This is a genomic window from Formosa sejongensis, assembly GCF_033447105.1.
Lineage (GTDB): Bacteria > Bacteroidota > Bacteroidia > Flavobacteriales > Flavobacteriaceae > Formosa.
In genome coordinates this window covers 30347-43009 of the sequence record NZ_JAWQUN010000024.1, presented here as the reverse complement: position 1 = coordinate 43009, position 12663 = coordinate 30347, and the positions used below count along the sequence as shown (strand labels likewise).

Annotated in this window: 11 protein-coding genes; 6 read left to right on the top strand and 5 right to left on the bottom strand. The window is 31.9% G+C overall.

What is annotated here, in order from left to right; genetic code table 11:
• Positions 1-34: 34 nt before the first annotated feature.
• From R6X41_RS16760 to R6X41_RS16740, 5 genes are all read left to right on the top strand, one after another.
• Positions 35-319, top strand: a complete 285-nt coding sequence (locus R6X41_RS16760; RefSeq protein ID WP_318501512.1) for a GIY-YIG nuclease family protein — start codon at positions 35-37, stop codon at positions 317-319.
• A gap of 53 nt (positions 320-372) precedes the next feature.
• Complete coding sequence (gene trpA / locus R6X41_RS16755; RefSeq protein ID WP_318501511.1) at positions 373-1137, top strand: tryptophan synthase subunit alpha; 765 nt, start codon at positions 373-375, stop codon at positions 1135-1137.
• Positions 1138-1446: 309 nt separating this feature from the next.
• Positions 1447-1899, top strand: coding sequence for a tRNA (cytidine(34)-2'-O)-methyltransferase (locus R6X41_RS16750; RefSeq protein ID WP_318501510.1), 453 nt, complete (start codon positions 1447-1449; stop codon positions 1897-1899).
• Between the two features lie 76 nt (positions 1900-1975).
• Complete coding sequence (locus R6X41_RS16745; protein ID WP_318501509.1) at positions 1976-3499, top strand: carbon-nitrogen hydrolase family protein; 1524 nt, start codon at positions 1976-1978, stop codon at positions 3497-3499.
• A gap of 578 nt (positions 3500-4077) precedes the next feature.
• Positions 4078-5127, top strand: a complete 1050-nt coding sequence (locus tag R6X41_RS16740; protein ID WP_318501508.1) for a DUF481 domain-containing protein — start codon at positions 4078-4080, stop codon at positions 5125-5127.
• Here R6X41_RS16740 and R6X41_RS16735 read toward each other — a convergent pair.
• Complete coding sequence (locus R6X41_RS16735) at positions 5124-5849, bottom strand: ion transporter (protein ID WP_318501507.1); 726 nt, start codon at positions 5847-5849, stop codon at positions 5124-5126. The two genes, R6X41_RS16740 and R6X41_RS16735, sit on opposite strands and share 4 nt — an antisense overlap.
• Before the next feature lie 32 nt (positions 5850-5881).
• Positions 5882-7660, bottom strand: a complete 1779-nt coding sequence (gene argS / locus R6X41_RS16730) for an arginine--tRNA ligase (RefSeq protein WP_318501506.1) — start codon at positions 7658-7660, stop codon at positions 5882-5884.
• Positions 7661-8148: 488 nt separating this feature from the next.
• Between argS and R6X41_RS16725 the strand changes: the two genes are divergently transcribed.
• Complete coding sequence (locus R6X41_RS16725) at positions 8149-10242, top strand: tetratricopeptide repeat-containing sensor histidine kinase (protein ID WP_318501505.1); 2094 nt, start codon at positions 8149-8151, stop codon at positions 10240-10242.
• Here R6X41_RS16725 and ctlX read toward each other — a convergent pair.
• From ctlX to R6X41_RS16710, 3 genes are read right to left on the bottom strand one after another with little or no spacing between them, the layout of a single operon-like run.
• Positions 10228-11163, bottom strand: coding sequence for a citrulline utilization hydrolase CtlX (gene ctlX, locus R6X41_RS16720; RefSeq protein WP_318501504.1), 936 nt, complete (start codon positions 11161-11163; stop codon positions 10228-10230). The genes R6X41_RS16725 and ctlX overlap by 15 nt on opposite strands.
• Positions 11164-11220: 57 nt before the next feature.
• Positions 11221-11868 (bottom strand): HAD family hydrolase, encoded by a 648-nt coding sequence (locus R6X41_RS16715; protein ID WP_318501503.1) that lies wholly within the window; start codon positions 11866-11868, stop codon positions 11221-11223.
• 2 nt (positions 11869-11870) lie between these two features.
• The gene (locus R6X41_RS16710) at positions 11871-12551 is read right to left on the bottom strand and encodes an SDR family NAD(P)-dependent oxidoreductase (RefSeq protein WP_318501502.1); all 681 of its coding nucleotides are present in this window, start codon (positions 12549-12551) and stop codon (positions 11871-11873) included.
• Positions 12552-12663 lie beyond the last annotated feature (112 nt).

Genomic DNA, 12663 nt, shown 5'->3' with positions numbered 1-12663 from the left:
TTTCCGCGTAGGCGGAAATCTCATCAATCTTTTTATGGATGTTTATTACGTTTACATATTAACCAATAAAAACCATACCGTTCTATATATAGGCCGTACAAAACAATTAAAAGTAAGATTAACTCAACATAAAAACAACAGTATAAAAACCTTTACGGGAAGATATAATGTACATAAGTTAGTCTATTTTGAAACTACGAAATATATAAATAACGCCATAAAAAGAGAACGCCAATTAAAAAAGTGGAATCGAGAATGGAAAATAAATTTAATTAAAGGATTGAATCCGGATTGGAAAGATCTTTCAGAATATATCTAAATTAAATATTAAAAGATTCCCTCCTTCGAGGGAATATAAACTATTCATTTACAATGAACAGAATAAACCAAAAACTCCAAGAAGACAAAAAATTATTGTCTATCTATTTTACCGCTGGATATCCTAATCTAAACGATACGGCAACCATCATTGAAGACCTAGAAAAAAATGGTGTAGATATGATTGAAATCGGACTACCGTTTAGCGACCCTTTAGCCGATGGTCCAACCATTCAAGCAAGTTCGACGCAGGCCTTAAAAAATGGAATGACAACGGCCAAATTATTCGAGCAATTAAAAGACATTCGAAAAACAGTATCCATTCCTTTAGTTATCATGGGCTACTTCAATCCCATCTTACAATATGGTGTAGAAGCCTTCTGTAAAAAATGTCAAGAAATTGGTATTGACGGCTTTATTATTCCTGATTTACCCGTAAACGAATACAAAGAACACTATCAAGAAACCTTTGAAAAGTATGGGCTTGTGAATGTGTTTTTAATCACACCTCAAACCTCTAACGAACGTATCGCTTTTATAGATGAAATCTCAAACGGATTTATTTACATGGTAAGTAGTGCAAGCGTTACAGGTAGCCAGTCAGGATTTGGAGACGAGCAAACAACATACTTCAAACGTATATCTGATATGAACCTGAAAACGCCACAAATTATCGGGTTTGGAATTAATAGTGAAGAAACATTTAATCAAGCTGCAACCTATACAAAAGGAGCAATTATTGGTAGTGCTTTTATTAAATATATTACCGAAAACGGAATTGAAAATATCGGAGCATTTACCTCAAAAATAAAGCCCTAACAAGTAGGCTTAACAGTTATTAACAAAGGTTTAATGGGATTTTGACACTATAAAACACATGCTTTTTTATCTTATAGATGAATCAATAAAAATGAAAATCATGGGAATTATTAAAGATTAAAAGAAATTTACACCTAGAACAGCGCAATCAAATCCAAGAAATCCTACGGCTAATACCAATCAGGATACAAATACGTTCGATATCGATAAGAAAACGATAAAAGAACAACAGACAAAGAAATAAATCAAACAGAAAAAGACTTTTCATAGATCGAAAAGTCTTTTTTCTATTTCAACACAACTATTATTATGCCTTTAAATATTGTCCTTTTCGAACCTGAAATTCCTAATAACACGGGAAATATTGGTCGTTTAAGTTTAGCCTCTGGTTCAAACCTGCATTTAGTAAAACCTTTTGGTTTCGAAATAGACGACAAACGTTTAAAACGTGCTGGGCTGGATTATTGGCAACATCTTAATGTAACCTACTACGAATCTATAGATGAATTTTTCAGTGTAAACGCAAATAAAAAATTGGCTTTTTTATCAAGTCATGGCGAAAAAAATCATTGGGATATCGATTTTGAAGATGACATGTTTCTCATCTTCGGAAAAGAATCTGTTGGGCTTCCAAAACAGCTTATCGAATCACATAAAGATCAATTATTCAAAATCCCTTTGTATTCCGAACATGTACGCAGTTTAAACTTGGCAAATGCTGTTGGAATCGTTGTTTACGAGGGCTTAAAAAACTTAAAATAGCATATAAATTTATTTTAAAATGTTGACAAATTAATTTGTACATTTCGCCCCTAAAATTCTAGTAAACAGATTTTTCATGGAAGATATTGAAAATATTGAATTAGCGTATTTAAGTCTTAACGATTATCAAGAACTTAAAGCTGCAATGATTGAATCGTATAGTAGCATGCCCGATTCTTATTGGCGTGAACACCAAATCGAAACCTTAATTACACAATTTCCTGAAGGGCAAGTTGTGATTAAAATAAATAACCAGATTGCAGGTTGTGCACTCTCTATAATTGTAGATTATAAAAAGTTTGATGATGCACACACCTATAAAGACATTACCGGTAATTACACCTTTAACACACACAATAAAGATGGTGATGTTATTTACGGAGTAGATGTTTTTATTAAACCAGAATTTAGAGGTTTACGTTTGGGTAGACGTCTTTACGACTATAGAAAAGAATTATGCGAACGCCTTAATTTAAGAGGCTTAGCCTTTGGTGGTCGTATTCCAAATTTTCATAAATATTCTAACGAGCTTACGCCGAAACAATACATTGATAAAGTAAAACGTAAAGAAATTCACGATCCGGTTTTAAACTTCCAGATTTCTAACGACTTCCATCCTACTCGTGTACTTAAAAATTATTTAGAAGGCGATAGCAATTCTGAAGATTATGCAGTGCTTTTAGAATGGGATAATATCTATTACGAAAAGAAAGAAACGAAAGCTGCAACTACAAAAAAGATTGTCCGTTTAGGATTAATCCAATGGCAAATGCGTCCTTATAACGATTTAGATGAATTGATGCAACAAGCCGAATATTTTGTTGATGCTGTTTCTGGTTACAGAAGTGATTTTGCGTTATTCCCAGAATTCTTCAATGCACCATTAATGGCAGACGATAACCATTTATCGGAATCTGATGCAATTAGAAATTTAGCAGAACACACTGCTGAAATTGTACTACGTTTCTCTAAACTGGCTATTTCTTATAATATTAATATTATAACAGGAAGTATGCCTGAAATCGCTGAAGATAATCGTCTATATAATGTAGGATATTTATGTCGTCGTGATGGAACAACAGAACGTTACGAAAAACTTCATGTAACGCCAGACGAAGCGAAAGTTTGGGGTATGGAAGGTGGTAACAAACTAAAAGTATTCGATACTGACTGTGGTAAAGTTGGAATACTTATTTGTTATGATTCTGAGTTTCCAGAGTTAAGTAGATTGTTGGCCGACCAAGGAATGGATATACTATTTGTTCCGTTTTTAACAGATACTCAAAACGGATATTCGCGTGTAAGACATTGTGCTCAAGCCCGTGCTATAGAAAACGAATGTTACGTTGCTATTGCCGGAAGTGTAGGGAATTTACCTAAAGTGCATAACATGGATATTCAATTTGCACAATCTATGGTGTTTACGCCTTGCGATTTTGCTTTTCCAGCTAACGGTATAAAAGCAGAAGCAACACCTAATACAGAAATGATATTAATTGCTGATGTGGATATCGATTTACTCAGAAATCTCAACCAATTTGGTAGTGTTAAAAACCTAAGAGACAGGCGAAAAGACCTTTTCGAATTGAGATTAAAATAATCTTAAATACATTATAAATACCTAAGCATCATATGTTAAAAATATATGGTGCTTTTTTTATTAGACTACTTAAGTTTTACATTAAAATCTATTAACATTACTTTAAGATTGAAATAGGAATGATTTAATTTTTAATAAAGTTTATTATCTTGCACCTCGATTATTAATATTAAGCCAATAGCGTCCTAAACGATTAATCTCTTTTTTAAAAAAGATTGACAGGTGCTGACTTTATTGAATTGCTTGCGCTGAGGGAGGTACTTTTTCTACATAAGTTGAATTTTGTTTTTTTGGTTGGCCTATCGAAAATTTATCGTAAAATTTGAAGAGAAAGTATCGCGAAATTTAAAGCTGTTTGAGCTAAACGTATGTTTCTATATTGTTGATTTTTAGTAGCGAGTTCTTTAAATTTAGATACTGAACAAAAAATTTAGATAAAAGTTCGTAAGCCTAGATTTTTTTAGCTTGGTTTATCCAGAGCGTAGTCGAAGGATCTTTTTATCAATGAAAAAAATGAACATATAATATTATTTAGGACACGATTAATATTAAGGTTCAAATTCTTACAAAAATAGCTTATGATGGAAACATACAAATCTTTAAAATGGTATGCTTTTGCAATACTTTTAAGCCTATCCTTTTTTTCAACTTCCAATACTTATGCCCAAAAAGACACCTTAGTCTTGAATAATAAGGATAAACTTATTGGAGATATTAAAGAAATGAATAAAGGTGTTTTAACTATAGAAACCGATTATAGCGATAGTGATTTTAAAATTAAATGGAAAGATGTAATCTATATTAGTAGTGAACAAACTTATTTATTATCACTTTCAGACGGTAGACGTATAAATAGTACATTACACTCTAAACAAGGTAAAGAAAACATGGTGACTTTAAGTCAAAATGGTAATGAAATAGAGACCAAAATTGAAGATGTCGTTTACATTAAGGCGATTGAAAATAGTTTTTTATCTAGATTAGACGCTAGTTTATCAATAGGTTTCAACATTACAAAAACTAATAATTTAGTACAATTTTCTGTATTAAGTAATGTAGGCTATACCGCAAATAAATGGGGATTTACCGCCGGTATTAACTCGGTAAGAAGTAACCAAGACGATGTAGATGAAACCAAACGTACGGATGGAAATGTTGGTGCTAAATATTTTATGCGTCACGATTGGTTTGCAATTGCAAATGCTACGTTTCTTTCAAACGACGAGCAATTATTGCAACTAAGATCTTCTACTCAAGGAGGTATAGGTAAATATTTTGTACATTCTAATCGTATCTATTTTTCAGCAGGTACAGGTTTCGCATGGACGAACGAGAATTATACAGAACCGACACTTCCTACAAAAAACAGTTTAGAAGCCTTTTTCTCTTTAGGCTTAAATATGTTCGATTTCGATGATTTAAGTCTGTATTCTACTTTTATTGTTTACCCTAGTTTAACGGAAAAAGATCGTATCAGAACAGATTTAAATCTTAACGTAAAATACGATTTACCAATGGATTTCTTTATACAAATTGGCTTAACACACAACTTTGATAGTAAACCTATAGAAAGTGCTGCTAAAGTTGATTATATATTTCAAACAACCTTAGGTTGGTCTCTAGATTAATGTAGTAAATCATCTTCTTTTTCTTCAATTTCACGTGCTTTAGATAATGCTGTTGCTACTAATCCAGCTGGAATGGTAACAATACCTACCCCGATAACTAAAATACAAAATGTAAATATTTTTCCTCCAGTTGTTATTGGGTAAACATCGCCATAACCAACTGTTGTTAGGGTTACTATCGCCCACCATGCACTATGAAAAACAGAAGTAAACACCTCTGGCTGAGCTTCATTTTCAAAGTAATATATTCCTGCAGATGCTAAAAAAACAAATATCCCCGTAACAATTAAAAACAGTATAATTTCTTCGCGTACAATTTTTGCGGCTAAATGAAATCTATGTAGTGCTTTGTTATACCTAATAAGCTTTAATGCTCTAAATATTCTAAACACTCGGAAAGCTCTTAAAGCCCTAAAATCTAAAGTACCTTTTAGATAAAATGGTAAGATTGCCATTAAATCTATAATTCCATAAAAACTAAAAATGTATTTCAGGGGCTTTTCGGCAACATAAATCCTTAATACATATTCAATTGAAAAAACAATAACACAAAAGGTTTCAAAAAAGTCTAGATATTGTTTTGTTTCTGCTGAAATATTAGGCAAGGTTTCTATTGAAAAAGCAACAAGAGAAAACAAAATTAAAATTTGTATCAGATAATCAAATAATTTTCCCTTTTTAGAAGAATTATCCTCAATAATTAATTTTAATTTTTCTCTCATATTTACTTTTAAACGATTGTCCTCTTTTAATATTACATACGTTCTGGAACACTAATACCTAATAAACTAAATGCATTTTTTATTGTTAACGCCACTGTTTGAGACAATTGTACTCTTAATATTTTTTCATTTAATTCGTCTGCACCTAAAATAGAAACATTTTGGTAGAAAGAATTAAACTCTTTTACTAAATCGTAAGTATAATTAGCGATTATTGCAGGACTGTATTGTAATGCAGCTAATTGAATTGTTTCTGGAAATAATTGCAATTGTTTTAATAGCGATTTTTCTTTATCATGTAAGTCAATTTTTGGAGTAGTAACACTATAATCGAAATCTGCTTTTCTAATTATAGATTGAATTCTGGCATATGTATACTGAATAAAAGGTCCTGTATTTCCTTGAAAATCTATAGATTCTTTTGGATCGAATAAAATTCGTTTTTTAGGATCTACTTTTAAAATATAATACTTTAAAGCTCCCAGACCAATTGTACTATACAGCACTTCTTTTTCGTCTTGAGAATACCCATCCAATTTCCCTAATTCTTCAGAAATCTCTCCCGCTGTTTCAGCCATTTCCAAAATTAAATCGTCGGCATCTACAACAGTTCCTTCTCTACTCTTCATTTTTCCGCTAGGTAAATCCACCATTCCATAACTTAAATGAAATAAGTTTTTAGACCATTCGAATCCTAATTTTTGAAGAATTAAAAACAAAACTTTAAAATGATAATCCTGCTCATTACCTACTGTATAAACTAAACCACCAACATTAGGATAGTCCTTTATACGCTGGATGGCAGTTCCAATATCTTGCGTCATGTAAACCGCAGTTCCATCAGAACGTAAAACGATTTTCTCGTCTAAACCTTCTTCTGTTAAATCGCACCAAACAGAACTATCTTCTTTTTGAAAGAAAACACCTATTTTTAAACCTTCGGCAACAAACTCTTTTCCTAATAAATACGTATCACTTTCGTAATAATAACAATCAAAATCGACTCCTAAGTTCTTATAAGACACTTCAAAACCATCGTAAACCCATTGGTTCATCATTTTCCATAAAGACACGACGTCTTCATCTCCAGCTTCCCACTTTAGCAACATGGCCTGAGCTTCTAAAAGAATTGGCGCCTGTTTTTTAGCATCGTCTTCAGAAAGTCCTTCAGCTTTTAAAGCTTCTATTTCCTTCTTATATTCTTGATCGAATTTTACGTAATAATTACCGACTAATTTATCTCCTTTTAAACCTGTACTTTCTGGAGTTTCATCATTACCAAAACGTTTCCAAGCCAGCATACTTTTACAAATATGAATACCACGGTCGTTTATTATCTGTGTTTTGTAGACATTCTTTCCGGAAGCTTTTAAAATTTCAGCAACACTATATCCTAATAAATTATTTCTAACATGGCCAAGATGTAATGGTTTATTCGTGTTTGGCGAAGAATATTCTACCATAACAGCTTTAGCTTTTTCATTTGGTTTTACATAGCCAAAAGTAGCATCGGACTTGATACTATTAAACCAATTCTGATAATAAGAATCTGAAATCACAATATTTAGGAAGCCTTTAACTACATTATATCCAGTAACATCTTCAACTTCTTTAAGTAAATACGCACCAACAGCTTCACCAATTTGCACTGGATTTCCTTTTACAACGCGTAACATAGGAAAAACGACCACAGTAATATCGCCTTCAAACTCTTTACGAGTAGACTGGAATTCTACGGTTTCTAACTCCGCATTATAAATGGATTTTACGGCTTGTTTGACGTGTTGCGACAAAGACTCTTGTATACTCATTACAATTGATTTTATTAAGAGGCCAAAGATACTATTTTTATCACATTAATAGGACGGATTGCAATAGGGATACTTCAATTAAGGTCGGTTAAAGGTTGAGTTTACATTAATCTTTCAAAATAATAAGAGTCAAGTCATTTCTCCTATTAACACGAAAACTCAACCAATAATTTCAGATTTGGGCGTTAAATGTAAATAGTACCCAAATAATCAATATTGTAGTTTTCCTATGATTTCTGTCGTTAGTCGAGAACTTAAATATAATGCGACAACTGCGTCAACATTTTAACTAATAATTTGGTATTAAGGCGCTTAAATTAGATTAATAAAACACATTTAATAACTTTGATATTGTAATGCTATTATTTCAATACATCTTCTTTGTGAGGGAGGAGATTTATCTAACAAACCTAAATTACGTATTTCCTATTATATGGGCTATTTTTTAGCAATAGTATACCATACAATAAGGTTACGACTGTACCTGTATGAATAAGATAATTTTGCTAATTATTCTTTTATTTGTCTCTTCTGGTTATGCACAAACCAAGAGTATAGATAGTTTAACTGTTGAACTAGCGTTTCAGAAAACAGATACTTCAAAAATTTCAACATCTATAAAACTTGTTGGCGAATTATACGAATACAAAGATTATAACCTGGCTTTAAAATATATTCATGAAGCAGACAAATTAGCTTCGAAATTAAATTATACTACGGGTTTAAGCCAAATTGCATATTTAAAAGCATTAATCTACGTCAAGAGAGAAGATTATATTAATGCGATAAATTATTTTTCTGATGCCAAGATTATTTTTAAAACATTGCAGGACACACTGGCTATTGCTCGAATAAATAATCAGGTAGGGTTAATTGAAATTTCACGTGGCTATTACAAACAAGGATTAGAACATACGCTATCTGCAATACAAGAGCTTGAGAAACGCCATTTGGAAAGGGAATTAAAAGAAACTTATTCTGGTTTGGCTACAGCATATTTAAATAATAAAAAATATGACAAAGCTATAGAATTCAATCTGAAACATTTAAAGCTAGAAGAATTAAACGGTGATACAAACACCATTATTCAAATCAATAAAAACTTAGCAAGTCTTTATTCTATTGAAAAAGAACACCGAAAGGCCATTGAATATTACGAACGAATTTTAATGTTTAAAAATGAGAATCAAGACTCAATACGCTCTGAAATTTTACCGAAATTAGGTCAAGAATATTTACAATTTAGAGATTTTGAAAAGGCAGATACATATCTTTCTGAAAGTCTAATTTTAAATAGAAACAATAATAACACCCTGGGTTTAATTGAAAGTTTAAATGCTAGTGGAGAATTAAATCAAAAACAAAATAAAAACCGTTTAGCCGAAAAGCAATTGCTTGAGGCTTTTTCCCTTTTAAAAACAAATACCAATAAGGCTAACGAACTTAAAAATTACTGGCTATTAAAAATAGTAGATTCTACACAAAGAAATTACCAACGTGCATTTATGTGGCAAAATAAATTTCACGCTTTAAAAGACAGCCTGCAACTCGTAGAAAAAGCAAGCGCTTTAGAGAAACGAAATCAGATACAAAGCCTTGAAAACTTTGATACAATTCAAGAAATTTCAAAAGATAATATTTCCCTAGGTTCTTATTCAAAAATGGCAATGTTAGGGGAAACAAAGAAAAAATTCGACAAGCTTAAAATTATAAATTACGCTTTGTTAACTGCTTTTGTAATTGTATCTACCTTTTTAGTTCTAATTTATTTAAACCGAGACAGGCGAGTAAAATACACGCAAGAACTAGAAGCTAAAAACAAAAAAATTGAACTTCAAAATGAAGCTATATTAGAGCAATCGGTACATTTAGAAAAAATTAATCACGCTAAAGACAAATTATTTTCTATAGTCTCTCACGACTTAAAAGATTCATTAACATCTATAAATGGTTTTATCGATTTATTAAAAGACGGTTCATTAACACGTCAAGAATTCGACAGACTAATCCCCGAATTAAGCGAAAACGCAAACAATGCATCTTTGTTATTATTCAATCTTTTAAATTGGTCTAAATCCCAAATGGATGCTTTAGAGCCTAATGCGAGTCTATTTGATATTCGCGATGTTGTTCTTGATAAAATAAAATTAATAGAACACAAACTCATAGATAAACATATAGAGCTTATAGACAATACGCTTCGTGATTTTGTCTATGCCGATTATAGTATGGTAGAAATAATCATACAGAACCTACTTACAAACGCCGTAAAATTTAGTAAAGCAGGCGATAGTATTACCATCTCAAATCATATAAATAATGGCAATACAATAATTAGTATTAAAGACACTGGTGTTGGAATTACTAAAGAAAACTTAGAAAAATTATTTCACTGTAACTCTTTCACTACCATCGGCACAAAAAATGAAAAAGGAACCGGTTTAGGTCTTTCCATTTGCAAAGAATTAGTCGATTTAAATCATGGTAAGATTTGGGTAGAAAGCATTGTAAATTCGGGTAGTACCTTTTACGTAGAATTACCAAAATCAAAATTAGCTAGACCAGAATTAACTTTGGGGTAAAAACACCTCAGCCATCATACATCGGGCACTTCCACCACCACAAGCTTCAATGGTATCTAAAGAACTATGCACAATTTTGCAATGTTTAGTAATACTCTCAATTTGTGATACTGTTAAAGATTGATATGCAGAACTACTCATAATTAAAAACAATTCGTCGTTAGCGCCTTTTACCTGAAGCATATTTCCTGCAAAATACTGCACTTGAGATTCTGTAATTGAAATAACCATTTTTCCGCTTTCCTTTAAATGCTGTACAACTTGTTTACGTTCTTTTTTATCATCTATACAGTCTAAACAAATAACAGCAAAAGTCTCAGCCAAACACATCATAACATTAGTATGATAAATGGCTTTTCTTTCACCATCTACTGTTTGATTAGCTGTAAAAACGACAGGAAAACAATCAAAATCTTCGCAGAATTCTATAAACAAATCTTCGTCTGCTCTAGCAGATAAAGCACAATATGCTTTCCCATTTACGCGGTCTAACAATACACTTCCTGTACCTTCTAGAAATACACCTTCGTCTTCTGCACTGGTGTAATCTAAAACATCGCTAATAACAAAACCTTCATCTTCTAACACATCCAAAACATCTTCACGACGCTCAAAACGTCTATTTTCTGCAAACATAGGATATAACCCCACAGTTCCATTTTCATGAAAAGAAATCCAGTTATTTGGAAAAATCGAATCTGGAGTATCTGCATCTTCAGAATCATTAACTACAATAACCTGCACACCAATAGTTCTTAATTTCTCGACATAAGCATCAAATTCCTGTTGGGCTTTTGCATTTACCGTTTGTGGCAAAACACCTTCTATTGCTCTTTGATAATAATTATTAACTGCTGTCTGTTCGTTCATCCTGAAATTAATTGGACGAATCATTAAAATGGTATTTGTAGTTTGCTGCATGGTTGAAGAAAATTTCGAGTAAAATTAATCTTTTTTATAATATGAAAAACTTGAATTTTATTTCGAGTCTTGAATTAATGAAATTAACTGATTCATATTATCAAATTCTAAAGTTGGGTAACCTTTTAATTGATTATGGATATCGTCTGCGGTATAACCAAACACATCAAATCCGCCAGCCAATGCTGCTGTAACACCAGAATAACTATCTTCTATTACGAGACATTCTTCAGGTTTAAATCCCATAGTTTCTGCTGCCCATAAAAAAACGGCTGGATCTGGTTTCCATTTCTGGATAGTATAACAACTAAACAATCTACCTTCAAACATATCCAACAAACCGGTTAATTCTAAATTTAATCGCATTTTAGATTCAAGAGCACTTGATGCGACACAAAACGGTAAATCTAATTGCTCGAGCATCTCTTTCACACCATTAATAGGCTTTATATGAGCTTTAAAAGCTTCGAAACTTAATCTTCTATATTCTGTTTCAAAATTATCAGGTAAGGACTTATCTATTAAAGATTCTATTTTTTCTATACAAGTAGTCATAGAACATCCTTTAAATATTTTTATAGCTGAATTTAGATCCAAATTTGCACCATTTTGATTGGCTAAATCTGTCAAAACTCCGTTGCTTAACGCTTCACTATCTACGAGTACGCCATCGCAATCGAAAATCACACATTTATATTTACTCATAATTAAGGTGTAGTAGATGATACTTGTAATACTTTTCCGTTGTAAAACGCATTACTTGTTAATGAAAAATTGAAAATATAATTTGCCATCGCTTCTGCAGTAGTTGGGGCTATATAGCCCGGAAAAGCTTCTTCCAGCATTTCTGTTTGTACAGCTCCTAAAGCCAACACATTGAAGGCTATTCCAGATTCTTTATATTCTTCAGCAAGTAATTCCGACAATGTGATTACAGCGCCTTTGCTAGAACTATAAGCAGCTAGGCCTGGGAATTTCATACTGCCTTGAATACCACCCATAGAACTAATTGAGACCATATGGCTACCTTTTATCATAAACGGAAGCACCGTTTGGGTTAATTGGGCTACCCCAAAAACATTAGTATTATATACTGTTTGAAAATCGGCTTTTGTTAATTCTGAAAAAGGCTTATTAACAAGTGATCCTGCATTATGAATTAAAATATCGACCTGTCTCCAATTTGCTTTTACAAAAGCATTCACTTTTTCAAAATCTGTATCTTCTTCTAAGTTGAAACAAAAAGTAGTGACGTTTTTTAATTTTAAATCGGAAACTGGTTTGTTGTTTCTTGATAAAGCTAAAACTTGATGTCCTGCTTCTGCAAAACATTTCACTAATTCTATACCAATTCCACGACTTGTTCCTGTTATAATAACATTTTTCATAATGTAAGCGTAAATTTTATTTTCAAAATAATTTGAATAACAAATATACTTGACCCTATTGAATTGACATCAGTTTTAATAAGACTTTATCTGTTTTAAAATGAAATTTTAG